This window comes from Streptomyces sp. NPDC102514, from assembly GCF_055584525.1.
Map to the genome: position 1 here is coordinate 173,826 of NZ_JBVJLW010000005.1, position 23,444 is coordinate 197,269.

Sequence of the window (23,444 nt, forward strand, 5' to 3'; positions counted from 1 at the left end):
CTTGTCCCAACCACAGCTCCGTCGCGGCCCGTTGAGACCCGATCCCGAGCCGCACATACCGCACGGGCCGCGCCCCGCCCGGCTCGTCCGCTGGCTGGGCGGGCTCGGCGCCGCCGCCGCGGGCTACGCGGTGTTCCAGTCACTGGTGGGTGTCCTGCCGGACAACATCGGTGGCCAGACCGCGCGTTACTCCATCGCGGTGGTGAGCGGGCTCGGCACGGCCGTCGCGGCCTGGCTGTCGGCGGCACTGCTCCGGGCCAGGAGTGAGAACAACTCGCCTGTCGTCACCGGTCAGTTGCCCGTGTCCGGGGCGGCCCTCTCGGTCCCCGGACCACTGCCCGACCTCTTCTCCGCCGCGTACGGCACGCTCGCCGAGCAGATCTGCGTGGTCGACGACCCCGTACGCGGACGCCTCACCGGCTGGCCGCACTCCCTCGGCGAGAGCGGCCCCGGCCGGCCCACCTCCATGGGCACCGCGTACGGACTGCACATCATGCTCGACCTGGGGATGCCCGAGGGGCGGGTCGGCGCGGGCGACCTGATCGACACGCTGTGGCGGCTGCGCCTGCCGGACGGCGGCTGGTCGGCGCGTACGCAGGGCTCCCAGGCCCGCCCCGAGGTGACCGCCCTGGTGCTGGGCGCGCTGGCACGGGCCGGGGCCTCACGGGAGCGGCTCGCCGAGGAGGTGGCGCACTGCGAGGCGCGCTTCACCCACGAACTCGACCGCACCGGGCGCGAGTTGACGCACGTCCTGACGACCGTGATGCGCGGCCTGCTGCGTGCGGCACCCGACTCCGCGGTACTGCCCCTGCTGCGTGACGCCCTCGTCGAAGGCGCGGTCACCGATCCGCGCCGCCGGCACCACCGCTGCTGGGGATACCGGCTGGCACCCCTGCACGGGCCGCCGTCCCCGCTGCACACGGCCCAGGCGGTCGTCGCCCTGGACCGCGCGGCCCGGGCCCTCGGCAGTGAGAGCGTGAACGCGCGCGCCGCCCGCGAGGACGGTGTGCGCTGGCTGCTGGCCTGCCCGGACGCCCCGCACGACGCCTGCCTCGACCTGTCCAACCTCCGCGAGGACATACGCAGGCCGCGCGTGGACGACCCGACCCATCACGAGGTCCTGAACGTACGGCACTTCACGGCCTCCTGGATCGTCCGCGCCCTGCTCACCCCCGGCGCCCGGGACGTGGCGCGCGAGGACGGCATGGAGGAGGAGTGGCGCGAGCTGCTGAACGGCGCGGCGAGCGCCGTGTACGCCGGGCAGAGCGACGGCATATGGACCTGGGTGCGCGACGACACCAATGAGCTGCGCCGCCCCATGTGGATGACCTATCAAGGCCTATCGGCACTGCGGGCGCATGCCGTATGGATGTATCAACCGTTGATCCAGCGAGCGAACGGCTGAGCCGGGAGGAACGTGCATGGGTGGCCGACAGGTCCTGGCGGCGCGGCAACTGCTGACCGAGACGCTGGACGGCGAACTGCCGGAACACGAACGGATGTCGGCGGCGCGCGCGGTGGTGGCCGAACTGGGTTCCCCCGACCGCCTGTTGGAGCTGGCCGCCGAACTCGCCTCCGGTGAAGGTGATCCGCACGGCTGCGCCCGGCTCTCGTACCGCCATGTCCTCGGTTTCGACAAGCTCCTGCTCATCGACGACGGCCCGCGTCACATGCTGCGCGCCCATCTGTGGCATCCGGGGCGCGGCGCGATCGGCAAGGAGGACATCCACAACCACCGTTCCCCGCTTGCCTCTTCCGTCGTACGGGGGCGACTGGCGATGGAGCTGTACGCGCCTCGCGGTGACGTCCGCGGCGCCGGCACCGTCGACGGCGGGATCGAGGCGGACCGCTATCAGGAGTCCCTGGCGGACGGTTCGGCCGACTGGCTGCTGGAGCCCACGGGTCCGGCCCGGCTGCAGCTGACCCAGGTCGCGGAGTACACGGCGGGCAGCAGCTACGCCCTGCCCGCGCACACCCTGCACCGGGCGTGGTGCGACACGACCGAGCCGACGGTGACGCTCTTCCTGGAGACGGGGAACGAACGGCGGCGGCACACCGACGTGTTCACGGCGGCGGGGCCCCACCCGGGGACCGTACCGAAGGTGCCGCTGGACGTGGACGACTACCTGGGCGAGCTCGACGCGCTGGCGGAGCTGCTCAGACGTTCGTGAATCCGTTGGTTCGCGGGTTCGTGAGGGCCTGACGCACGATGTCGACGTTGTAGTCGTCGATGTCGACGGTGTGCAGTTCGTCCGGGCTCAGCCAGCGGTGGTCCTGGTCCGGCTCGGGGAGGGTGATGTGCCGGGAGAGCGGTCTGACCAGGAAATTGTCCTGCCAGTTCTTGGTCTCCTGCCCGCGGTACTCGCTCATGAAGGACGATTCGCCGACCTTCCGCACGACCTCGCCGAGCAGCCCGGTCTCCTCCTTGAGCTCCCGCAGGACACCGTCCTCGGGGCTTTCGCCGGGCTCCAGCTTGCCGCAGGGGACGCCCCACACCCGGGGCAGGAACCGCTCGGTCTCGCTGCGGCGCACCAGCAGGACGAGGCCCTTGCGCATCACGACGGCCGCGGCCAGTCGCTTCCCACCCGTGTTGCCCGTACTACCGGGGATGTCCATGATTCCTGGGTCCCTCGCCGGTCGGAGTCCACAGAGCTTCATACCCACGAAAGCATCAACGCTACCAGGAAGCCCCCTCGGACGGGGTGGCTCCGGGCCGATCGGGGCCGCTCGGTCGAACCAGCGCCTGCACGTCGTCGTACGTCGGTGCGGCCCCCTCGACGGGCAGCCCCGCCCTGATCAGCGCGGCCGTCTCCAGGGCCGCTCCCAGGGCCCGCCGGTAGAGGAGGGACCCGAGGCTGACCCGGCGGACACCCAGCTCGGCGAGGGCCGGAAGGGCCGGCCCCTCGGGCGAGTAGAGGATGTTGAGGGGTACGTCGAGGGCCTCGACCAGGCCGGCGATCCGGGCCGGGTCGCTGAGCCCGGGGACGAACACACCGTCCGCGCCCGCCAGTTGATAGGCGTCGAGGCGACGGATCGTCTCGCGTCCGAGTTCGGGACCGCGTCCGCCGCCGCCATCACCCGCACCGCCGCCCAGCCAGTGGGTGTCCGTGCGGGCGTTGACGAACAGCCCCGGCACGGCGGCCTTCACCGCGGTGATCTTCTCCGCGTGGAGTTCGGCGGGGGCCAGGGTGCCGTCGGCGCGGCCGTCCTCCAGGTTGATGCCGACCGCCCCGACGGCGGCGAGTTCGCGGGCCACCTCGGCGACCTCGGCCGGGTCGTCGCTGAACCCGCCCTCGGCGTCGACCGAGAGGAGGAAGGGGCCCTGGCCCAGTGCCAGGGCCAACGCCAGTGACGCGTCCCGGGTCGCCGCCGAACCGTCGGGCAGGCCCGCGGCGGCGGCGACCCCCAGGCTGGTCGTGCCGATCGCCGCGAAGCCCTGCGCGGCCAGGGCCGCCGCCGAGGCGTGGTCCCAGGCGTTGGGGAGGAGCAGCGGGGAACCGGCGTCGGGGTGATGAAGTGCGGCGAAGGTGGAAGCCATGACACCACGCTAGGACCGGAACGCTTCGGCCCCCGCCGAACCGTCCCGGGGGCCGGGCGTGTACATCCGTGGGGCGCCCCACGGATGTACACCTGAGACGCCCCGGTTCCGGTCGGGACGCCCCAGGCGTCAAGCTCACCTCACAAGACGCTCGGGCACCAGGCCTTGAGCAAGGAGTTCGTCGCGGACGAGTCCGGCGTACGCCGTCGCGCCCTGTGCCGAGGTGTGGGTGTTGTCGCGCTTCTCGTTGTAGAGGTACAGCGCCTTGGAACCCTCGACGCCCAACGACTCCACCAGGGCCTTTGTCCTGGTCGTGAGGTCGATGAGAGGGACGTCGTGGGCCGCGGCGACCGACCGGGTGACGGCCGGGTGGTCCACTCCGAGGCCGTTCACCAGCAGGGCTGTGTCGTTGTTCAGTGTGCCGTCGCCGTTGAACCAGCGACGGACGATGGGAGTGACCAGAACCGGACGGCCACCCTTTTCCCGTACGCCCGCGACGAGCGTTTCGAGATTCGCGCGGTATGTCGGCCCGTCCGTCTGCTTGTCGTTGTGGGCGAGCTGAATGAGGACCAGGTCGCCCTTGCGGATGAGCGGCTGCACGGTCGCGAAGAGCCGTGGATCGGCGAGGTAGGAGACCGTGCTCTCCCCGGAATCCGCGTAGTTGGCGACGGAGAGCCCCTTGCGGAGGAACTGCGGGAGCTGCTGGCCCCAGCCGGAGTACGGGTCGCCGGGCTGGTCGCAGACCGTGGAGTCGCCGACGAGGAGGATCTGCCGGGTGTGCCGGCCGGCCGCCGGGGTGACCCGGATGTCGGCGAGCGCGGGCGCCGAGCCGCCGACGACCAGGTCGAGTCCGGCGGTGCCGTCGGGTCCGGTGGGCTCGCCCTCGGGGGTACGGACGTTCACGGTGAAACCGCGGGTCACGGGCTCGCCCGCCCCGGTGGGCGTCTCGGCGAGCAGGGTGCGCCGGGTCTCGCCACTGATACCGGTACTGGCCGCGGCCTCACCGCCGAGCCGCACCCGCACGTCGTAGGTGCCGGGCGGCACCTCGAAGTGGCAGGCACCGGCGGTGCAGTTCTCCAGCCCCAGCCCTGGCCCTGGCCCTGGTCCCGGCTGCTGCGTCCGCGCATGCGCCGGGGTGGCGGACAGAGCCGCGGCGAGGGCCAACGCGGCCGGCAGGGTGATCGACAGACGTCTCGCCATGACCACTCAACTCCCTCTGGTCCACTGCTGGTTGGTCGCCCCGTTGCAGGTGTACGTGATGAGCGCGGCGGAGTCCGCGGTGGACGCGCCGTTCACGTCCAGGCACTCGCCGGTGGCGCGGGACGCGATGGTCACATAGGAGCCGGTGGTGGTGAGCGACCACTGCTGCGCGGTGGCCGAACCGCTGCAGTTCTCCTGCGTGACGGTGCTCGCGTTCTCCTGCACGCACAGGGAACTGCCGCGCACGGCCAGCTGGTAGTAGCCGCTGCCGACCGACTTGAACCAGTACTTCTGGTTGGTGCCGCCGTTGCAGGTGTACTGCTTGATCTGGGCACCGGCCCACAGCGACTGACTGGTCACGTCGGCGCACTTGGAGGAGTGGCGGGCGATGAGCGAGTTGTACGTGGCACTCGCCCCGGTGACCGTCCCGGCGGCCGTGTCGACGGTGACCTCCGGCGACCAGGACATGGACATCGTGGTCGAGCTGGGGAAGCTCAACGGCAGCCAGACGTAACGGGAGTCGTTGACCGTACCGCCGAAGGAGTTGCCCCAGCGGTCGCCCATGTAGAGGTAGGAGGTACCCGAACTCCCCTGCACGGGCAGGACGAAGGCGGTCTGCGAGTTGTACGTCGTCGAGTCGCCGACGTTCGCCATCGCGGTCCAGGGGCCCGCGAGCGAGGTGGCCGTGGCGTACTGCTGCTGGTTGGCACTCCAGCCCGTAGCCCCCGAAGTCAGCATGAAATAGACGCCGTTGCGCTTGAAGAGGGCCGGTGCCTCGCGGTGGCCGCCGTGCCAGGGGTCGGCGACCAGACTGGCGATCCCGGTGTAGTCGGCGGTCAGCCGGTAGATCTGCAGGTCGTAGTTCTCGCGGGCGGCCGAGACCATGTATCCCGCGCCGTCCGTGTCGACGAACACCGTGATGTCACGGGACATGTGCGTGCCGAGGGGGCGGAAGCTGCCCTGCCAGGTGTAGTTGCCGTCGACCGTGTCCGACACGGCGACCGCCGCGCGGGCCTCGCCGTAGTCGACGCCGTTCTCCTTGTGCATCCACATCACGAACTTGCCGGTGGACGCGTTGTACATGACCTTGGGCCGCTCGATGTTCGCGGTCGCCAGTTCCGAGTTGCTCGCCTGGGTCAGGACGTGGTTGCGGAACTCCCAGTTCTTCAGGTCCGTGGAGCGGTAGGCGTCCACGTACCGGAAGGTGTTGTCGGAGTTCCGGTTCTCCCCGAACCAGTAGTAGTACGAGCCGACCTTGACGACTCCGCCGCCGTGGGCGTGCACCGGGCTGCCGTTGGTGTCGGTGAACTGCGTGCCGTTCGCGATGGTCTGCGCGGCGGCCTGGGCCGGGCCCGCGGTGCCGAGGGCACCGGCGAGGGCCAGACAGAGGGCGAGGAGTACGGCGTACAGGCGTCTCATCTCAAGCACGCTCCTTCGGGGCGGGGGATGGCGGTGGCGGGGTGGGGGGACACAAAAGCGAACAGAAATGTTCGGCATTTCGCACAACATCTGTCATCCCGAACGCCGAAAAGGTAAGGGCGTGTTACGGGGAGGTCAACGGGTCGGGAGCGATCCGTAGGAACCTCTGCGGAACCTTCGCCGGAATCGGCCCCCTGTCAGTGGCGGGTGATAGGAAACGGGGATGCCCCAGACACCTTCGTTCGAAGATCTGCTGACCTTGATCGAGGACCGCTCCGCCGCCCTGCGCGGCAGCGTCACCGGTTCTCCCGATCTGGATGTCCGCGTTCCCAGTTGTCCCGACTGGTCGCTGCGCGAACTCGTCGAACACGTCATCCAGGTGCACCGGTTCTGGGCGGCGGCGGTCGCGGCCGGCCCCAGCGAGAAGCCTCCGGCCGTGGCGGCGGACGACGCGCTGCCTGTGGACCTGTCGGCGCGTTCGGCCGCGGCCACCGAGGAGTTGATCGCCGCCCTGCGGGCCGCGGGGCCCGCCGTGGACTGCTGGACGTGGTGGGGCGACTCCGACGTCCCGGAGAACAGCGGTTCCGTGGCGCGCCATCAGGTCCAGGAGGCGGCTGTCCACGCCTTCGACGCGCAGCTGGCCGCCGGAACTCCCTTGCCCGTACCGGCGGTTGTGGCACTCGACGGGATCGCCGAGTTCATCGGCGTGAGCCATGGCACCGCCGGGTCCTGGCCGCACGGGCCGGCCCGGATCGGCCTGTACGCGACCGAGGGCGAGTCATGGATCCTCGACATCACGGAGTCGGGGTCACACGTCGTCACCGACGACGGACGTGCCGCGGACGCCACCCTCCACGGCTCCGCGAGCGAACTCCTGCTCACCCTGCACGGCCGCGTCCCCCTGGACACCGCACGAGCCGAAGGCGACCGCACGACCCTGGAAAACCTCCTGAACTGGCCGGACCTGAGTTGAACTCGAACGAGTACGGATCCCGCATCCCACTCCACGCGGAGCCGGAGTTGATCACGGAACGCGACGAGGTGGCCGCCGCGGTGGTCCGGGAGCTGCTCCGTGCCGGGCTTCACGCCTACCGGGGCGACGACGTCGCAGGTCCATGCGACGAGCCCGGAGCCCAGGTGCACTTGGACCGCGTTGTCATGGGCGACGTGTACGTGGACTGGCGCACATCCACAGAGCTGAGGGACGCCGCCATCACCCTCTTCGAGAAGGGAATCGATCCCTCGAACCTTCCCCCTGTCTTCCGGCATTGGGGGGCCGCCTCCGAACATATGCGGGATGCTCTCCTGGGAATCCTCGCTTCGGCGGGCTTCGTGGCCGAACCGGCTGATCCGCATACGCACGGGGGTGCGATCCGCGTGGATGGATTCCGGCACCGGTGACGGCGGTGAACAGGCACTGGGCAGGGGGGCCTTATGCGGTCGAAAGTTTCGCGGTCGATGGGTGCGCGGTCGGTGGGGCGGCGTCTGGTCGGTGCCGGTGCGGCCTGCGTGGCCCTGGCGGCCGCCTCGGGGTGCACGGCTCCTGTCGATGCCGTCGCCGGTGTCTCCGTGACCGCCGACGGCCGGCTGCTCGGCGTCATGATGGTGTGCGGGCATCGGATCGACGGCGCGACCCTCTACGTGGACGGCGCCGACCCCGACAAGGAGGAGACGGTCGGTTCCTGGACCGCCGACCGCTCCCTCACGGCCGGTCTCACCACCTGGCCCCTCGATGCGCCCGCTGACGGCTGGACCACCGACACGACACTCGCTCCGCTCACCGCGAAGACCACCTACACCCTCTACGGCTGGACCAAGGACAACTCGTCGTCGTCGCTCAGCGTCTCGTTCACGCTGAGCGACCGGGCGGGGCTGACCCCGGGGATGGTCCGCTACGACGCCGTCTCGGACGACGGAGACGAATCCGCCGTCACGGCCCCCCTAGCGGAGTTCACGTCCGAGGCCTGCGAGGACGTGTGACTTACCCCTAGGGCGTGTCTGACAATTCCCGTCGTCGCCCGGAGGGCGGCCGGGCGGCGTCAGGTGCGTGCTCTCGCCGTGCCGGGCGCAGAGCCTCGTACTGGACGTACTTGGCTCTGTGCCCGGTGCGGCGAGAGTGCGTGCATGGCGTCGCCCGGCAGACGGGAATTGTCAGACAGGCCCTAGCCGCTCCGGCCGTCAGGCGAGGTCCGCCAGCGGGGTGCCTGGTCATCGGGCTTGTCCGGGCTCGCGAAGTGGAAGGGCACGCCGAAGCGGGCGGCCAGAGCGGTGCCGGTCCTCGTGGCTTCCGCCGCCTCCGGCCAGGGTGGCACCTGTCCGTTGAAGAGACGGAGGTCCGAGCCATGACGGATCATGGCCAGACGGGCCTCGCTCGCCGGTGCGTCCAGGATGGCGAGGAGCTCCACGAACCAGCCGGTCGTGTCCCCGTCCCACACGGTCTCGACCGCGGCCGGCTTCCCCGGCAGTCCGCCGATGAGAGCGGCCAGCGACTCCACATCCCTCGGTGGCTCGGGCTGCCGGACGATCCGATCGGCCAACGCCTCGTAGCGGGCCATCACCACGTGCTGGCAGGCGTACAGATTGGGGCGCGGGGTCTCAACGCCCTCCCACTGAACCCGAACTGCGTCCAGCATGACCTTGATCGCCTGCAACTGGCGATCGCGCAGCACGAACCCGTCGACTTCCTCCCACACGGACACCGGCAACTCTTCCCACCACGACGTCTCCACCCCGGCATTAAAACCGACCGCGTGTAGCGTCGACGCATGACCAGCGACAGTTCTTCCGGTGCGGCAGGCCGTTCCCTCGTCGATGTTCTTGCCTCCGGTGTCGGGACCATCGTTCTGGACGGTGGGCTGTCCAATCAGCTGCGGGCCGGCGGGCACGATCTGAGTGACGAGCTGTGGTCGGCTCGGCTGCTCGTGGAGCGGCCCGAGGCGATCACCGAGGCGCATCTCGCCTACTTCGAGGCCGGTGCGAACGTGGCGATCACGTCCAGCTATCAGGCGACCTTCGAGGGCTTCGCCCGGCGCGGAATCTCCCGGGAGCGCGCGGCCGAACTGCTGGAGTCGAGTGTCGGACTCGCGCGGGAGGCCGCGCGGCGGGCCGGGACGAAGGGCGCGCGCGGGCCGTTGTGGGTGGCGGCGTCCGTGGGGCCGTACGGGGCGATGCTCGCGGACGGGTCCGAGTACCGGGGGCGGTACGGGCTGAGCGTGGATGAGTTGGAGCGTTTTCACCGGCCCCGGGTTGAGGTGCTGGCCGGGGCCCGCCCTGATGTCCTGGCCCTGGAGACCGTGCCGGATGTCGATGAGGCGCGGGCCCTGGTGAGGGCCGTGCGTGGGCTCGGCGTGCCCGCGTGGCTGTCGTACAGCGTCGCCGGTGGGCGGACGCGGGCCGGGCAGTCGCTGGAGGAGGCGTTCGCGGTGGCCGCCGACGCGGACGAGGTGATCGCGGTCGGCGTCAACTGCTGCGCTCCCGAGGACGTGGACGCGGCGGTGGCGACGGCCGCGCGGGTCACGGGGAAGCCGGTCGTCGTCTATCCGAACAGCGGGGAGACGTGGGACGCGGGGGCGCGGGCCTGGCGGGGGCGCTCCACGTTCGCGCCGGAGGAGGTTGTCGGGTGGGAGCGGGCGGGGGCGCGGCTGGTCGGGGGGTGTTGCCGGGTGGGGCCGGAGGGGATTGCGCGGATCGCTGCGGCGGTGGAAGTGGGGCCCTGGGCAGGTGGGGCCCCGCCCAGGTAGGGCTTCGCCCGGGGGTGGGTGGAGCGGTTGTCGCGGCGCCGCGGGCCGGTGGGAGCTGGTCGCGCAGTTCCCCGCGCCCCGGTCGGGGCCCTGGTGGACGTCGTCACGAGCGCGCGCCCCTGACGGGAAGCCCGACGCCGGGCGAGCCACTTTGTCCTCGGTGGGGAAAAAGTGTTGGGAACTTGTGCTCGATGGGTTACGGCCGTCGACAAAGGTCGCTAACTTCCTTGAAATGAACCGGTCATAGCGCTCGCTGCGACCGGTCACGACGGCGCGACGGCGCGCGCCTGTGCACCGCTTGGCAGTCCGGTCAGGGCTGCCGTCATCCCACCCCACCATGGGAGACCTCTGTGCGCACGAAACCGATCGGACACAGACGTGTCCGTCATCTGCTGACCGCCGCGGCCGTTGCCGTCGGCTGTCTGCTGCCCATCTCCCCGGCCGCCGCGCAACCCGCGCAACCCGCGGATCCGGCCGGCGGATCAAAAGCCGCCGCCGTCGAGTTCCAGCAGGTCACGCTCGCCAAGGGCGTGGCCGAGACGGGCGAGCCCATGACCCTGGCGGTGCTGCCGGACCGCTCGGTCCTGCACACCTCCCGGGACGGCACGCTCCGTCTGACGAACGCGGCCGGAACCACCTCCGTCGCGGGCAAGTTGGACGTCTACAGCCATGACGAGGAGGGGCTGCAGGGCGTTGCCGTGGATCCCGGGTTCACCTCCAACCGGCTGATCTACCTGTACTACGCGCCCACGCTCAGTACGCCCTCCGGTGACGCCCCCTCAGACGGCAGCGCCGCCGACTTCGCCCCCTTCGACGGAGTCAACCGGCTGTCGCGGTTCGTCCTCAAGACCGACGGCACCCTCGATCCCGCCAGCGAGAAGAAGATCCTCGATGTGCCCGCCTCCCGCGGTCTGTGCTGCCACGTCGGCGGCGACATCGACTTCGACGCGGCCGGAAACCTGTACCTGTCCACCGGCGACGACACCAACCCGTTCGCCTCGGACAGCTACACCCCCATCGACGAACGCCCCACCCGCAACCCCGCCTTCGACGCGCAGCGCTCCGCGGGCAACACCAACGACCTGCGCGGCAAGGTCCTGCGGATCAAGGTCAACGCGGACGGGTCGTACTCGATACCGAGCGGCAACCTCTTCCCCTCCGGGACCGCGAAGACCCGCCCCGAGATCTACGCGATGGGCTTCCGCAACCCCTTCCGGATGAGCGTCGACAAGGCCACCGGCATCGTCTACCTCGGCGACTACGGCCCCGATGCCGGCACCGCCAGTCCCACCCGTGGGCCCGGCGGGCAGGTGGAGTTCAACCGGATCACCAAGGCGGGCAACTTCGGCTGGCCGTACTGCACCGGCAAGAACGACGCCTACATCGACTACAACTTCGCCACCGGCGCCTCCGGGTCCGCCTTCAACTGCGCGGCGCCAACGAACAATTCGCCCAACAACACCGGTCTCACCAGCCTGCCCGCGGTCCAGCCCGCCTGGATCCCGTACGACGGCGCGTCCGTCCCGGAGTTCGGCAACGGCTCGGAGTCCCCGATGGGCGGCCCGGTCTACCGTTACGACGCGAACTCCACCTCCGAGGTGAAGTTCCCGCAGGAGTACGACGGCGACTTCTTCGCCGGTGAGTTCGGCCGCCGCTGGATCAAGCGCATCGAGTCCGGCACCGACGGCACCGTGCAGTCCATCAACTCCATGCCCTGGACCGGCACCCAGGTGATGGACATGGCCTTCGGCCCCGACGGCGCCCTGTACGTCCTCGACTACGGCACCGGCTACTTCAACGGCGACGCGAACTCCGCGCTGTACCGCATCGACCATGTCACGGGCGGGCTCGCCCCGACCGCGCAGGCGAAGGCGAACGTCACCTCGGGCACGTCACCGCTGGCCGTCACGTTCTCCTCGGCCGGCAGCACCGACCCGGACGGCGACGCCCTGAGCTATGCGTGGAACTTCGGCGACGGCTCCACCTCGACCTCCGCCAACCCCTCCCACACCTACACGGCCAACGGCCAGTACACCGCCACGCTGACGGTCACGGACGGCACCGGCAAGTCCGGCAGCGCCTCCGTGCAGGTCACGGTGGGCAACACCGCGCCCACCGTGAAACTCGATCTGCCCCTGGACGGCAGCATCCACGACTTCGGTGACGCCATCCCGTTCAAGGTGACGGTGACCGACCCCGAAGACGGCACCGACGGCACGATCGACTGCACGAAGGTGAAGGTCACCTTCATCGTCGGACACGACAGCCACGGCCATCCGCAGACCTCGACCACCGGCTGCACCGGCACGCTGCAGACCCTGGCGGACGGCGAGCACGATCCCAACGCCAACATCTTCGGTGTGCTCGACGCCGAGTACACCGACAAGGGCGCCGGCGGCCAGCCCGCGCTGACCGCGCACGACCAGCACGTCGTCCAGCCCAGCCACCGGCAGGGCGAGCACTACGGCGACTCCTCGGGCGTCGACGTCGTCTCCCACGCCCCCGCGCACGGCGGCAAGACCGTCGGCAACATCGAGAACAACGACTGGATCTCCTTCAAGCCGTACGCCCTCGGCAACGCGACGCGGTTCACCGCCCGGGTCTCCTCGGCGGGCGCGGGCGGCACCATCGAGGTCCGCGCCGGTTCCACGACCGGCACCCTGCTCGGCACGGCGACCGTGCCGGTGACCGGCGGCTGGGAGACCTTCCAGGACGTGACGGCCACGCTGAGCAACCAGCCCAGCGGTTCCACCTCCCTGTACCTCGTCTTCAAGGGCGGCAGCGGCGCGCTCTTCGACGTGGACGAGTTCTCCTTCACCACCTCCGGCGGTGCCGCCCGCACGGGTGAGGTGAAGGGCGTCAACGGCAAGTGCCTGGACATCGACAACGCCCAGACCGCCGACGGCACCAAGGTCCAGATCTGGACCTGCAACTCATCCGCCGCCCAGAAGTGGACCGTCGGAACCGACGGCACGCTGAAGGCCCTGGGCAAGTGCCTGGACATCTCCGGCGGAGCCACCGCCGACGGTACGAAGATCCAGCTGTGGACGTGCAACGGCTCGGGCGCCCAGACCTGGGCCGCCCAGACCGACGGCACCGTCCGCAACCCGCAGTCAGGCAAATGCCTCGACGCGTCCGGCGGCACCTGGAACGACGGAACCGCCGTCCACCTGTGGACCTGCCACACCCAAGCCAACCAGAAATGGACCCTGCCGTAGGAGGGAGGAGACCGACCATGCGTACTTACCTGAAAGCGGCCCTCGGCCTGTTCGTGGGCGCCACGCTCTGTCTGACCCCGCAGGCCACCGCACTGCCCGACGCGGTGGGCCGGTCCGTCACCGGATCGGCGACCGCCGAGGCGCCGCCACTCGCGGCGGCCGACCCCGCGTACAAGATCCTCGTCTTCTCCAAGACGGCGGGCTTCCGCCACGACTCGATCGACGAGGGCATCGCGGCCCTGCGCGGCCTCGGCGGCGCGAACAACTTCACCGTGGACGCGACCGAGGACGCCTCGACCTTCACGACCGGCAACCTCGCCCAGTACAAGAGCGTCGTCTTCCTGTCGACGACGGGTGACGTGCTGAACGCCGCCCAGCAGACGGCCTTCGAGAGTTACGTCCAGGGCGGCGGCGGTTACGTCGGCATCCACGCCGCCGCCGACACCGAGTACGACTGGCCCTTCTACGAGGGTCTGGCGGGCGCGCTCTTCCACTCGCATCCGGCGATCCAGTCCGCCACGGTCAAGGTGGAGGACCGGGCGCACGACGCCACCGCCCACCTGGGCAGCACCTGGCAGCGCACGGACGAGTGGTACAACTACCGCACCAATCCCCGTACCACCGCCCATGTCCTGGCCTCGCTCGACGAGTCCAGCTACTCCGGCGGGAACATGTCCGGCGACCATCCGATCGCCTGGTGCAAGGACTACCAGGGCGGCCGGGCCTTCTACACGGGCGGCGGCCACACCCCTGAGTCGTACGACGATCCCGCCTTCCGGCGCCACCTCCTCGGCGGTGTCCGCTGGGCCTCCGGCATGACCGACGCGGACTGCCGCCCGGAGACCGGCTACACGTCACTGTTCAACGGCTCGTCCACCACCGGCTGGAAGCAGGCCGGTCCCGGGCAGTTCAGCCTCGCGGACGGCACGCTCACCTCCGTGGGCGGGATGGGGCTGTTCTGGTACAACGCGCAGGAGTTCACCGGGGACTACTCCCTCAAGCTCGACTGGAAGATGGCCGGGGACGACAACTCGGGGATCTTCATCGGCTTCCCGGCCTCCGACGACCCGTGGTCGGCGGTGAACAACGGGTACGAGATCCAGATCGACTCCACCGACTCGGCGGACCGCACGACGGGTTCCGTGTACGGCTTCAAGTCCGCCGACCTCGCCGCGCGGGACGCGGCGCTGAATCCACCGGGCGAGTGGAACACGTACGAACTGCGGGTCACCGGTGAGCGGTTGGAGATCTTCCTCAACGGGCGGAAGATCAACGACTTCACCAACACCGACCCCGTGCGGAGTCTGCGGCAGGGGCACATCGGACTGCAGAACCACGGTGACGGCGACGACGTGTCCTTCCGCAACATCCGCGTCAAGCGCGACGGCGGCGGGCAGGAGCCCGGTCCCCGTACGGGTGAGGTGAAGGGCGTCAACGGCAAGTGCCTGGACATCGACAACGCCCAGACCGCCGACGGCACCAAGGTCCAGATCTGGACCTGCAACTCATCCGCCGCCCAGAAGTGGACCGTAGGCACCGACGGCACCTTCAGGGCACTCGGCAAGTGCCTGGACGTGAGCGGCGGAGGCAACGCCGACGGTACGAAGATCCAGCTCTGGACCTGCAACGGCTCGGGCGCCCAGACCTGGGCCGCCCAGACCGACGGCACCGTCCGCAACCCGCAGTCCGGCAAGTGCCTGGACGCCTCGGGAGGCACCTGGAACGACGGCACGGCCGTCCATCTGTGGACCTGCCACACCAACGCCAACCAGAAATGGACCCTGCCCTGATCGGATCTGGCCTGACCTGATCAGGCTCACTTGAAGTCTTCGCCCCGCTCACCGCTGTGAGCGGGGCAAAGGCGTACCGGTGGGTTCAGGAGGCCGCGCTGAGGGCGGGGTCGGTGCGCCAGATGCTGGCGAGCTCCGGCAGGGGTACGCCCAGTACCTCGCTCAGCCGGACGATCGTGCCGAACGCGGGCGTCGGCATGCGGCCGGTCTCGATCTTGCGAAGGGTCTCGGGCGAGATCTCCGCCGCCGCGGCCACTTCGGCGGGACTGCGTCCGGCCCGGGCGGAGCGCAAGGCCGCCCCGAGACGACGGCCCGCCTCGATCTGTTCTGGGGCGAGCGGATGGCGGACCATGCGCACATGCTAGAGGCGGTGGCGTCCGGCGGGCAACCACCCCACCCTCTGGTATAAATATACCGGTCGGCCGCCCCGTGGAATCGAGGATCACAGTGATCGAGCACAAATCTCCCGCAGACATCGAGCGTATGCACGTCACCGGACAGTTCCTGGGTCAGGTGCTGGGAGAGCTCGGTGACCTCGCGGCCGTCGGGGTGAACCTGATGGATCTGGAGCACCACGCCCGCCGCCGGATCAAGGAACGCGGCGCGGAGTCCTGCTACTGGGACTACGAGCCCTCGTTCGGCAAGGGCCCGTTCCGCAACGTGGTGTGCCTCTCGGTCAACGACGCCGTGCTGCACGGACTGCCGCACAGCTACAAGCTGCGCGACGGCGATCTGCTGACCATGGACATGGCGGTGATGGTCGACGGCTGGGCCGCCGACTCGGCCCTCTCCGTCATCGTCGGCACCCCGGCCGCGGAGGACCTGCGGCTGATCGAGGCCACCGAGGTCGCCCTGGAGGCCGCGATCGAGGTCGCCCTGCCGGGCAACCGGCTCGGGGACATCTCGGCGGCCATCGGCGGGGTCGCCAAGGAGTACGGCTACCCGGTCAACCTCGAATTCGGCGGTCACGGCATCGGCCGCACGATGCACGAGGAGCTGCACATCCCCAACGACGGCCGCCCCGGTCGCGGCTGGAAGCTGCGTCCCGGCCTGACGATCGCGATCGAGCCCTGGTTCGCCGCGGGCACCGACAAGATCGTGTACGACCCCGACGGCTGGACGATCCGCTCGGCCGACGGCTCGCGCACCGCCCACTCCGAGCACACGGTCGCCATCACGGAGAGCGGCCCGCTCGTCCTGACCCGGCGCCCGGAGAGCACCAAGCGCCCCGCGAGCAGCACGAGCAGCACGAGCAACAAGGGCGCCAAGGGCACCAAGGACCGGGAAGCCCAGCGATAGCCGGCGACGGCCGTGCGCTGACGCGGTCCCGGCCCGGGGCGCGGCCTGGGCGCCTTGAGTGGCTTGCGGCCTGTACGGCTCGCACGGCTTGTCCGGCCCGTGCGGCTGCGGGCGAGGCGGGTTGCGGGTTGTCGTCAGATCCTCCGCATGGCGCCCGGCCTGCGAAGTCGCCCCACCACCGTCCTTGACGGGGCGCCCGGCCCGGCCGACGCCGGGGTGCGCCCGGCTCCGGTGGGGGCCGGGGACCCGTTCTCCCACAGGGCCATCTCCCGGTCCCGGGGGCCCCGTACGATCTCGGGCCCGCCCGACCCGAAGACCCGTACGGGACGGGTGTCGTCCCAGGCGGGCCAGCCCGGGTCGCCCGTGACGGCGAACCGTACCCACGCCGCGTGCATCTCGTCGGCGAGGGACTGCGGCGCCCCGGGGCCCGCGAGCATCGCCGCCTCGGGTACGTCGGTCGTGTCGAAGACGAAGCCCAGTTCCAGGGCGTGGCAGGCGCCGAGGCCGGGTACGTTCGACGGCCAGGCGAACTCGTAGACGTGCGAGCCCGCCCGGTGGGCGTCGGCGAGCCGGTGCAGCGGCACGCGCAGGAGGAAGTCCGTGACCAGCTGCCCCACCAGATCGGCCGTGCTCGCCCCGGGGTGGGCCAGCCGGTAGCCGCGCGGCACCTCGGGGCCGCAGCGGCAGCGGGCCCTCGCGGCGGTCAGGGCGACCGGGCCGAGCCGGTCGAGGCGTTCGACGAGTCCGGTCGGCGCGAGCCACAGCCGGTACTCCTCGCTGGTCCAGCCCAGGAGCAGTTCCACGTCCTTGGCCGCATCGCCCTCGATCAGCGCCTCCAGCGGGTCGCGCGGCACCAGATCCCCGTCGACGACGATGCCGAACGCGGGCCCGCCGACGACCGGGCTCGCACGGCGGCCGGCCTCCGCCTGCGCCTCCGCGAGGGCCTTGCGGTCGGCGACGGCGAACGCCCGCGCGGTCGCCGGGATCCTCAGCCGGGCCGCCATCCGGCGCACCAGGCGCCGTACCTTGTCCCGGTCCGTGACCTCGGGCGCCCCGCTCTGCAGCACCGCCCGCCGGAACAGCCCCTGGGCGCGCGGGCTCGCCAGCAGCGCCCCGATGCTGATCGCCCCGGCGGACTCACCGAAGACGGTCACCCGGTCCGGGTCGCCGCCGAACTCCGCGATCGAGTCCCGTACCCACTCCAGTGCGGCGAGCTGATCGCGCAGGCCCGGGTTGGCGGGGGCGTCCGGGAACAGGCCGAACCCCTCCACTCCCAGGCGGTAGTTGAAGGACACGCACACCACGCCGTCCCGGGCGAAGGACCGGCCGTCGTACACCGGGATCGCGGACGAGCCGCGGGTCAGTGCTCCTCCGTGGATCCACACCATGACGGGGAGGCGGGCGCCGGGACCCGGTTCCGGTGTCCATACGTTGAGGTTCAGGCAGTCGTCGCCCGGCACGACCGGGTCGGCGAGCAGCTTCGCGAAGGCGTCGGAGTACGGCGGCTTGGGCGGCGTCGGCCCGAACGCGCCCGCGTCGCGCACCCCGGCCCAGGGCTCGGGCGGGACGGGCGGGCGGAAGCGGCGGGGGCCGAAGGGCGGGGCCGCGTAGGGGATGCCCCGGAAAACGGCGACGCCGTTCTCGTAACGGCCCCGCACGGCCCCGTAGGGGGTGCCGACCACAGGACCATCGGCCGTGCCGGGACCCTCGGTCACCGCAGGTACCTCAGCCATCCGAACCCCTCCTCACCGCGACGAACCGCCTCTGCGGACCGCGCCTCACCGCTTCACCGCATCACGGTCAGCGCATCACAGAACCCTCGTGTTCCGCAGCCCCGGGGTGCCGAAGCCGAACGTGTCGGCCGCCCCGAACCGCTCACGAACCGTGCCTGGAACCGCTCACGAACCGTGCCTGGAACCGCTCACGACCAGCATGTCCGGCATTTCGAGACTTTCGGATCCGTGGAATTCCACCGAGTACCCGGTCTTCCACGGTGAGTTCGGGCGGCCTTACTGTAGGGACCGCTGTAGGAAGCGCTTTCTACCCGAAACTTTCGCGGGCCCTCGGGACGGGGCCGGAGAGGTGGGCTCCATGGTGCGTACCGGGAGCGTGGCGGGGCCGACCCTCGCGGTCGTCGCCCGCGAGGCAGGGGTGTCCGTACCCACGGCCTCGAAGGTGGTCAACGGCCGTGAGGACGTGGCACCGGAGACCCGCCGCCGGGTCACGGAGGCACTCGACCGGCTCGGTTACGTACGCAGACCCCGGTTCGACGCGGCGAAGTCACCGGGCCTCGTCGACCTCGTCGTGCACTCGCTGGAGAGCTCCTGGGCCGGGGCGATCCTGCACGGGGTGGAGGAGGCGGCGCAGGACGCGGGACTTGAGGTGGTGGTCTCGGCGGGGCTGACCCCGACCCGGGGCGACCGTCCGGAGCGCGGCTGGCTGGACAAGCTCGCCACCCGGGGCTCGTCCGGAGTGCTGTTCCACCTCGCCGAGCTGACCGTGCCCCAGTACGCCTGGCTGGATCAGCACCGGATCCCGTTCGTGCTGATCGATCCGGCGCTCGAACCACCGGCGGGGGTCGTGTCGGTCGGCGGGGCCAACTGGCACGGCGGGGTGCTCGCCACCGAGCATCTGCTCTCGCTCGGCCATGAACGGATCGCCGTCGTCGCGGGGCACCGCCGCAGGACGTGCAGTGGCGCGCGGGTCGCGGGGTACCGGTCGGCGCTCGCGGCGGCGGGGGTGCGGCATCGGGCGGAGTACGTGCGGTACGGCGGCTTCGACGAGGGGTCCGCGCAGCGGCGGATGCTGGAACTGCTCGACCTGCCGGAGCCGCCGACGGCCGTCTTCGTCTGCTCGGACCGGATGGCGCTGGGCGCGTATCGCGCGCTCGCGGAGCGGGGGTTGTCCGTGCCGGACGACGTCAGCGTGGTGGGGTTCGACGACCTGCCCGAGGCACGATGGGCGTCACCGGCCCTGACCACTGTCCGGCAGCCGGTCTCCGAGATGGCGGGGGTCGCGCTGCGGCTGCTGGTGCGGCTGATGGCCGGGGAGCAGCCCGAGGGGACTCGGACCGAGCTGTCCACTCGGTTGGTTGTGCGGGCGAGTACGGCGGCGCGGTGAATTCGGGTTGGGTGGCGTGGGTTGGGTGGGACGTGCAGGTGGGTGGTGGCTGGCCGCGCAGTAACCCGCCCCTGGGAGAGGCCGGCCGCAGTTGTTGGCAAGGGCCGTCAGCTAGGGGACTAGCTGACGGCTGGACGCGGCAGGCGCAAGGACGCGTCCAGGATGGTCATGAGCTGTGCAGCCCGGCTCTTTCCGGTAGGTGCCAGTGGGTATCTGTTCAGAACCTCGATCAGGACCGGTGTAGCGCGTTGTCGTGCCTCCTCGATCAGCCGGAGCCCGACGCCGGGATCGTTTTGCGCGTTCAGTTCACCAACGCGAGCAGCGCTCGCGGCGGCTCTGAGGATGTGCCCCACCTGAGTGCCTTTCGCGATCGGATGGAGATAAGCCGCAGAGGCGGCGTCTCCGGCGGCGCGTGCAGCTAGCCGCGCCGCCTCCGTGGGCGCTTCTTTTGCCGCTCGGTGGGCGTCCAGGGAGGTGACGCGCTGCAGCTTGGTTCTTCTGGCGCCGCTCACGAACTCGCGCGCGGCGTCGATGGCTGCCCGAGGCCGAGGATCATCGGGGCTGGCTTCCTCGAACACAGGGAGTACCTCCTCGGCGCTCTCCAGTGCGTAGTGCGCGACAACGCGCAGTTCGTCCATGGTCAGTTCGAGGTCTCCGGATACGACCGTCATGGACACGATCCTGCCATCGGCCGATCACCGATGGCCTCAGGCGGGGACTCCAGCGACATCCTTGCCAAGGGCGAAGACAGGGGTCAGGTGCGGCGCCGCCTGCGTTCGGTCTGGGTGAGGGTGAACCGGTAGGACTCGGTGCCGGTCTCGACGATGTGCGCGTTGACGATCGCGATGGCGCGTCGCTCCTCGCGTTCGGTGAAGGTCTGGAGCAGCAGCTTCGCCCCGGCCCTGTCCAGGTCGAGATATCCGAACTCGTCCAGGCAGAGCATGTCGACCCGCCCGTATCGGGCGATCGTGCGCGAAAGCTTCTTCTCGTCAGCGGCCTCGGCCGGCTCGTTGACCAGGTCGACCGTCGTTGTGTGACGGACCTTCAGCCCGGCCTCGGCATGGCGGTGCCGATCCCGATCAGCAGGTGGGACTTGCCGGGGCCGGAACCACCGATCAAGCAGAGCGGCTGCCCCGCCCTGACCCAGGCGGGGTCCAACAGGGTGCCGACAGGCTACCGACGAGATCGGGGGTGACGCTGGGGGTTCTCCTTGAAGTCGAAGTCCTCCAGCCGCTTGGGCCGGGCGGAAGTTCGCTTCCCTGACCAACCCGGGACAGGGACCAAATACATGCGCCGGAACCGACCGCCCTCCTGCCCGACCTCGCCCTTCTCGTGGGCACTCCTGAGCGAAGCCGAGCCGATCGTCCTATGGCTCCGGTCTCACGGCCGGAACGGGCAGGTCGAGAACGCAGGCGAGAGCGGCCGTGACGGGAGTGCGGTAGGCAGGCAGGTGCCTGGCCGTCCAGTCGGCTGCCAGCGCGAGGAAGTCGGCCAAGTCGCACTCGGCGCCGGCGAGCAGGTGGCGGAACTCGGTGACGGACAGCGTGACCACCGGACTCTCTCGCTGCTCGGTGTTGACAGTGAGCCTGACGGTGTCGCCGAAGCGCTCCGCAACGGGTGACACGGGTTCGTGGCCGAACCCAAGCAGCTTGCCGTCGTCGAGCTGATGCCAGTCGCGCCAGCTCTCCAGCCCGTCACAACAGCCGGGCAGGAAGGTGACACCGGTGGAGGTGTCGATGACTCGCAGACCGCCGGGCGCGACGATGTCGTCCTCAGGTGTGAGCAGTCCGTGCAAGAAGGAGCCGATTGTGTTGCCCGTCAGCGGTGCGTGGCCATCATCGGAGTCGACGTCGTTGTAGTCGGCGACACGCATCACCACCGCCCCTACCTCAGCGGGTGAGAGCTCCCCGGTGAGGGACAGGAAGCTGAACGGTTCTATCTCAGCGACAGGCCAGAGGTCGAAGCCGTCGGGTGTCCACATCTCCAGGACAGGCTCCATCTTGATCACCCTGCCAAGTGTTCCGCACCCACCGCCCGTATCGCCTCCCGATTACGCCGAGCATCCTCGTCACGGCCGACGAGGCTGAGCACCTTCGGTTGTACCGCCCTGAGTAGCTACGGGGCTCTGGCTAGTTACGGGTGTACGCCGACACGTTGCGCTGAACCCGGCGTCGTCCGAAGGCCGGGAGCCGACGGAGCCGGGAACTGCATAGGCTGCAGCGGTGATCGTCCGATGCATCAAAAACATCCAGCCCGGGACCTCGACAGTAGTGAGCGAGCATCCAGGCGTGCGGATCGGCGAGGAGTACCCGGTCCTCGAAGTGTCCGCCACCCGGCCCCACGTCCTGTTCCGCCTTCCTGACCGCAGTGTGAGGCGAGACGAGATCGACGTTCCTGGACTGTGGGACGCAGCCATGTTCGAGATCGTGTCCGATCGGATGCCGACCTGTTGGGTCACTGCACTGGACGACGGCAGGCTGACCCTGGCGCCCCAGGAGTGGCAGCGACCCGGTTTCTGGGATGACTTCTTCGATGACCTGCCGGACGCGGTCGCCGAATATGACCGGCTCAAGGCCCAGATCATCGCTGAGGCGTGAGGACCTGACCAAGGGCAGTGACCCCGTCCTCACCTCGGCCGACCTGGGCTCGCAGACGTTTTCATGCTGGCAAGCGGTCCCGTAAGGCCGGTCGCAGGTGCCGAGTGCGATCTTGCGCAGGCTGAAGTGGTCACGCAACGGGTCCAGCACTGGCGCCCGCGGCGCCGGATTCTTCCTCGGCGGCGGAACCGCCGAGTTCAACGCCTGACGGACCGTCCTGCGGTGAACTCCGTACTTCTCGCCCGACGTCCGCTGCGACACATCCGGATCAAGACGCTTGTCTCTCCGGATCGCGGCATACCGTCCCGCCCGCGACAAACCCATCCCGGCCTCCCGACAAGACCGTGATCGACTCACAGACCCTGCCGCCGCCGCACGGCGGACGGCGCAGTGCATTCACTCCGAGGAGGGCATGGCGGGCAGCTCTGTACACCGGGTGGAGCCAGATCGACTTCTTACGCCGTGGAGCCACTTTCCGTCCGTGCAGTGGAGCCCAAGGGAGTGCTTACAAACGTCCGCCCCCATCTCGTCCGCCCGGCCCAGGAGCCCGCTCGGCTCGGCACGGAGAAGCAGCGCCCTGCCAGCCGCTACGGCGTGGGCAGGACGACCAGACGGCCGGGCGCCTCGGCATCATCGCCGCACGTGACCGAATCGGGCCATGGAGGACGAGCTCAGTCGGCGAGCAGGGCGTGCATCCACTGGGCTTCGCGTTGCTCGATGTATTCGGCGTCGTTTCGCCAGGCGTCACCGTGGCCTTCCGCCCACAGCCTTGTCCAGGGCTGGACGCCTTGGGCTGCCTGAGTTCGCAGGAAGTCGTGCATGGAACGCGTACGGCGGCCCAACAGAGCTACCAAGCGCCGACGTTCGGACTCATCGAGACCGTACGCGTCGGCGAATACTCGCAGTCGTTGCACCGCGTCCGGGCGCTGCCAGTCCGGATGTGCGGACAGCGGGACGAACCCGTGAAGGGCGTAGGCGACATCCCCCAGACGGGACCCGGGACCTGCCGCGTCCCAGTCGATGAAAGCCCACCGCGTCTCGTCTGCGACCACGAGGTTCCAGGGGGCCAGGTCGTTGTGGGCGATGATGTCGCCGCCCTCGGGAGGGATCAGGGTCTGCCAGTGCGCGCCGGGCGCGGGCGTGAAGTCCTGTACGGCATCGTGGAATTCGCGGACGAGGCGTGCGACGCGAGCCAGTTGTCGAGCGGGTTCCATCAGCGAGAACCGGTCGGGCCAGACCACATGTCCCGGCATGAAGGTCAGGACCTCACGCCCTTGATCGTCAATGCCGAGCGGGCGAGGCGCCGCGCTGAATCCCACCTCGTTCAGGTGGGCGAGCAGGGCATGCACGGAGGGAGTCCACGGTCCGGCCGGACGGCGAACGGTGTCTCCGACGCGAACGACACCATCACTCACGTTGCCGCCGGGCAACGGCTGTTCATCATCGCGCTGCATCGAACCAGTGTGTCCGACCAGCTCGCCGTGATCACCCCATTAACGACGGTGAGGGGCCGGGACCGGAGG

General features: G+C 70.1%; 22 protein-coding genes. 11 read left to right on the plus strand and 11 right to left on the minus strand.

The window, feature by feature from the left end; translation table 11 throughout:
- Window position 1: 1 nt before the first annotated feature.
- Together ACZ60E_RS15230 and ACZ60E_RS15235 are read left to right on the plus strand one after the other, a co-directional pair.
- Complete coding sequence (locus ACZ60E_RS15230; protein WP_469440735.1) at window positions 2-1,405, plus strand: hypothetical protein; 1,404 nt, start codon at window positions 2-4, stop codon at window positions 1,403-1,405.
- A 16-nt stretch (window positions 1,406-1,421) separates the two neighbouring features.
- Entirely contained in the window at window positions 1,422-2,171 is a 750-nt protein-coding gene (locus ACZ60E_RS15235; protein ID WP_469440736.1) for a hypothetical protein, read from the plus strand.
- Here ACZ60E_RS15235 and ACZ60E_RS15240 read toward each other — a convergent pair.
- The 4 genes from ACZ60E_RS15240 to ACZ60E_RS15255 all read right to left on the minus strand — a co-directional run bounded on the left by ACZ60E_RS15240 (window position 2,158) and on the right by ACZ60E_RS15255 (window position 6,157).
- Window positions 2,158-2,616 (minus strand): NUDIX hydrolase, encoded by a 459-nt coding sequence (locus ACZ60E_RS15240; RefSeq protein WP_469440738.1) that lies wholly within the window; start codon window positions 2,614-2,616, stop codon window positions 2,158-2,160. The genes ACZ60E_RS15235 and ACZ60E_RS15240 overlap by 14 nt on opposite strands.
- A 61-nt stretch (window positions 2,617-2,677) precedes the next feature.
- Window positions 2,678-3,538: an isocitrate lyase/PEP mutase family protein gene (locus ACZ60E_RS15245; protein WP_469440740.1), complete on the minus strand. Its 861-nt coding sequence runs from the start codon at window positions 3,536-3,538 to the stop codon at window positions 2,678-2,680.
- 135 nt (window positions 3,539-3,673) lie between these two features.
- The gene (locus ACZ60E_RS15250) at window positions 3,674-4,738 is read right to left on the minus strand and encodes a rhamnogalacturonan acetylesterase (protein ID WP_469440742.1); all 1,065 of its coding nucleotides are present in this window, start codon (window positions 4,736-4,738) and stop codon (window positions 3,674-3,676) included.
- A gap of 6 nt (window positions 4,739-4,744) precedes the next feature.
- A complete protein-coding gene (locus tag ACZ60E_RS15255) occupies window positions 4,745-6,157 on the minus strand; it encodes an RICIN domain-containing protein (RefSeq protein WP_469440743.1) in 1,413 nt (470 codons plus the stop codon).
- A 223-nt stretch (window positions 6,158-6,380) separates the two neighbouring features.
- Between ACZ60E_RS15255 and ACZ60E_RS15260 the strand changes: the two genes are divergently transcribed.
- From ACZ60E_RS15260 to ACZ60E_RS15270, 3 genes are read left to right on the plus strand one after another with little or no spacing between them, the layout of a single operon-like run.
- Entirely contained in the window at window positions 6,381-7,130 is a 750-nt protein-coding gene (locus tag ACZ60E_RS15260; protein WP_469440746.1) for a maleylpyruvate isomerase family mycothiol-dependent enzyme, read from the plus strand.
- A gap of 47 nt (window positions 7,131-7,177) precedes the next feature.
- Window positions 7,178-7,558, plus strand: a complete 381-nt coding sequence (locus tag ACZ60E_RS15265; RefSeq protein WP_469440748.1) for a hypothetical protein — start codon at window positions 7,178-7,180, stop codon at window positions 7,556-7,558.
- Between the two features lie 33 nt (window positions 7,559-7,591).
- The gene (locus ACZ60E_RS15270) at window positions 7,592-8,137 is read left to right on the plus strand and encodes a hypothetical protein (RefSeq protein ID WP_469440750.1); all 546 of its coding nucleotides are present in this window, start codon (window positions 7,592-7,594) and stop codon (window positions 8,135-8,137) included.
- A gap of 182 nt (window positions 8,138-8,319) precedes the next feature.
- Here ACZ60E_RS15270 and ACZ60E_RS15275 read toward each other — a convergent pair whose 3' ends face one another.
- On the minus strand, window positions 8,320-8,886 hold the full coding sequence (locus ACZ60E_RS15275; protein WP_469440752.1) for a hypothetical protein: 567 nt from the start codon (window positions 8,884-8,886) through the stop codon (window positions 8,320-8,322).
- Between the two features lie 36 nt (window positions 8,887-8,922).
- Here ACZ60E_RS15275 and mmuM point away from each other — a divergent pair, with 36 nt between their 5' ends.
- The 3 genes from mmuM (at window position 8,923) to ACZ60E_RS15290 (ending at window position 14,905) form a co-directional block, all read left to right on the plus strand.
- On the plus strand, window positions 8,923-9,897 hold the full coding sequence (gene mmuM / locus ACZ60E_RS15280; RefSeq protein ID WP_469440753.1) for a homocysteine S-methyltransferase: 975 nt from the start codon (window positions 8,923-8,925) through the stop codon (window positions 9,895-9,897).
- A gap of 350 nt (window positions 9,898-10,247) precedes the next feature.
- Entirely contained in the window at window positions 10,248-13,115 is a 2,868-nt protein-coding gene (locus tag ACZ60E_RS15285) for a PQQ-dependent sugar dehydrogenase (protein WP_469440755.1), read from the plus strand.
- 17 nt (window positions 13,116-13,132) lie between these two features.
- Window positions 13,133-14,905 carry a ThuA domain-containing protein gene (locus ACZ60E_RS15290; protein WP_384799794.1) on the plus strand — a complete coding sequence of 591 codons (1,773 nt, stop codon included), beginning with the start codon at window positions 13,133-13,135 and terminating at the stop codon, window positions 14,903-14,905.
- An 85-nt stretch (window positions 14,906-14,990) separates the two neighbouring features.
- On the opposite strand, the gene ACZ60E_RS15295 is transcribed toward ACZ60E_RS15290, so the two are convergent.
- A complete protein-coding gene (locus ACZ60E_RS15295; protein ID WP_107016494.1) occupies window positions 14,991-15,257 on the minus strand; it encodes a helix-turn-helix domain-containing protein in 267 nt (88 codons plus the stop codon).
- 95 nt (window positions 15,258-15,352) lie between these two features.
- Between ACZ60E_RS15295 and map the strand changes: the two genes are divergently transcribed.
- Window positions 15,353-16,204 carry a type I methionyl aminopeptidase gene (gene map / locus ACZ60E_RS15300; RefSeq protein ID WP_469440758.1) on the plus strand — a complete coding sequence of 284 codons (852 nt, stop codon included), beginning with the start codon at window positions 15,353-15,355 and terminating at the stop codon, window positions 16,202-16,204.
- 134 nt (window positions 16,205-16,338) lie between these two features.
- On the opposite strand, the gene ACZ60E_RS15305 is transcribed toward map, so the two are convergent.
- Window positions 16,339-17,937: a carboxylesterase/lipase family protein gene (locus ACZ60E_RS15305; RefSeq protein ID WP_469440759.1), complete on the minus strand. Its 1,599-nt coding sequence runs from the start codon at window positions 17,935-17,937 to the stop codon at window positions 16,339-16,341.
- Window positions 17,938-18,295: 358 nt separating this feature from the next.
- Here ACZ60E_RS15305 and ACZ60E_RS15310 point away from each other — a divergent pair, with 358 nt between their 5' ends.
- Entirely contained in the window at window positions 18,296-19,324 is a 1,029-nt protein-coding gene (locus tag ACZ60E_RS15310; protein WP_453793383.1) for a LacI family DNA-binding transcriptional regulator, read from the plus strand.
- A 119-nt stretch (window positions 19,325-19,443) separates the two neighbouring features.
- Here the strand turns inward: ACZ60E_RS15310 and ACZ60E_RS15315 are convergent, their stop codons facing one another.
- The 3 genes from ACZ60E_RS15315 to ACZ60E_RS15325 all read right to left on the minus strand — a co-directional run bounded on the left by ACZ60E_RS15315 (window position 19,444) and on the right by ACZ60E_RS15325 (window position 21,323).
- Window positions 19,444-19,995 (minus strand): putative immunity protein, encoded by a 552-nt coding sequence (locus ACZ60E_RS15315; RefSeq protein ID WP_469440762.1) that lies wholly within the window; start codon window positions 19,993-19,995, stop codon window positions 19,444-19,446.
- An 83-nt stretch (window positions 19,996-20,078) separates the two neighbouring features.
- Window positions 20,079-20,591, minus strand: coding sequence for an ATP-binding protein (locus ACZ60E_RS15320; RefSeq protein WP_469440764.1), 513 nt, complete (start codon window positions 20,589-20,591; stop codon window positions 20,079-20,081).
- 99 nt (window positions 20,592-20,690) lie between these two features.
- Window positions 20,691-21,323, minus strand: coding sequence for a hypothetical protein (locus ACZ60E_RS15325; protein ID WP_469441196.1), 633 nt, complete (start codon window positions 21,321-21,323; stop codon window positions 20,691-20,693).
- A gap of 289 nt (window positions 21,324-21,612) precedes the next feature.
- Here ACZ60E_RS15325 and ACZ60E_RS15330 point away from each other — a divergent pair, with 289 nt between their 5' ends.
- Window positions 21,613-21,921, plus strand: a complete 309-nt coding sequence (locus ACZ60E_RS15330) for a hypothetical protein (protein WP_469440766.1) — start codon at window positions 21,613-21,615, stop codon at window positions 21,919-21,921.
- 671 nt (window positions 21,922-22,592) lie between these two features.
- Here ACZ60E_RS15330 and ACZ60E_RS15335 read toward each other — a convergent pair.
- The gene (locus ACZ60E_RS15335) at window positions 22,593-23,375 is read right to left on the minus strand and encodes a phosphotransferase enzyme family protein (protein WP_469440767.1); all 783 of its coding nucleotides are present in this window, start codon (window positions 23,373-23,375) and stop codon (window positions 22,593-22,595) included.
- Window positions 23,376-23,444: the final 69 nt, after the last annotated feature.

Excerpts from the sequence above, each read along its gene's own strand:
- ACZ60E_RS15235 (WP_469440736.1), top strand. The coding sequence starts at position 1,422 with ATGGGTGGCCGACAGGTCCTGGCGGCGCGGCAACTGCTGACCGAGACG.
- ACZ60E_RS15240 (WP_469440738.1), bottom strand. The coding sequence starts at position 2,616 with ATGGACATCCCCGGTAGTACGGGCAACACGGGTGGGAAGCGACTGGCC.
- ACZ60E_RS15245 (WP_469440740.1), bottom strand. The coding sequence starts at position 3,538 with ATGGCTTCCACCTTCGCCGCACTTCATCACCCCGACGCCGGTTCCCCG.
- ACZ60E_RS15250 (WP_469440742.1), bottom strand. The coding sequence starts at position 4,738 with ATGGCGAGACGTCTGTCGATCACCCTGCCGGCCGCGTTGGCCCTCGCC.
- ACZ60E_RS15255 (WP_469440743.1), bottom strand. The coding sequence starts at position 6,157 with ATGAGACGCCTGTACGCCGTACTCCTCGCCCTCTGTCTGGCCCTCGCC.
- ACZ60E_RS15260 (WP_469440746.1), top strand. The coding sequence starts at position 6,381 with ATGCCCCAGACACCTTCGTTCGAAGATCTGCTGACCTTGATCGAGGAC.
- ACZ60E_RS15270 (WP_469440750.1), top strand. The coding sequence starts at position 7,592 with ATGCGGTCGAAAGTTTCGCGGTCGATGGGTGCGCGGTCGGTGGGGCGG.
- mmuM (WP_469440753.1), top strand. The coding sequence starts at position 8,923 with ATGACCAGCGACAGTTCTTCCGGTGCGGCAGGCCGTTCCCTCGTCGAT.
- ACZ60E_RS15290 (WP_384799794.1), top strand. The coding sequence starts at position 13,133 with ATGCGTACTTACCTGAAAGCGGCCCTCGGCCTGTTCGTGGGCGCCACG.
- ACZ60E_RS15295 (WP_107016494.1), bottom strand. The coding sequence starts at position 15,257 with ATGGTCCGCCATCCGCTCGCCCCAGAACAGATCGAGGCGGGCCGTCGT.
- ACZ60E_RS15305 (WP_469440759.1), bottom strand. The coding sequence starts at position 17,937 with ATGGCTGAGGTACCTGCGGTGACCGAGGGTCCCGGCACGGCCGATGGT.
- ACZ60E_RS15310 (WP_453793383.1), top strand. The coding sequence starts at position 18,296 with ATGGTGCGTACCGGGAGCGTGGCGGGGCCGACCCTCGCGGTCGTCGCC.
- ACZ60E_RS15315 (WP_469440762.1), bottom strand. The coding sequence starts at position 19,995 with ATGACGGTCGTATCCGGAGACCTCGAACTGACCATGGACGAACTGCGC.
- ACZ60E_RS15325 (WP_469441196.1), bottom strand. The coding sequence starts at position 21,323 with ATGGAGCCTGTCCTGGAGATGTGGACACCCGACGGCTTCGACCTCTGG.
- ACZ60E_RS15335 (WP_469440767.1), bottom strand. The coding sequence starts at position 23,375 with ATGCAGCGCGATGATGAACAGCCGTTGCCCGGCGGCAACGTGAGTGAT.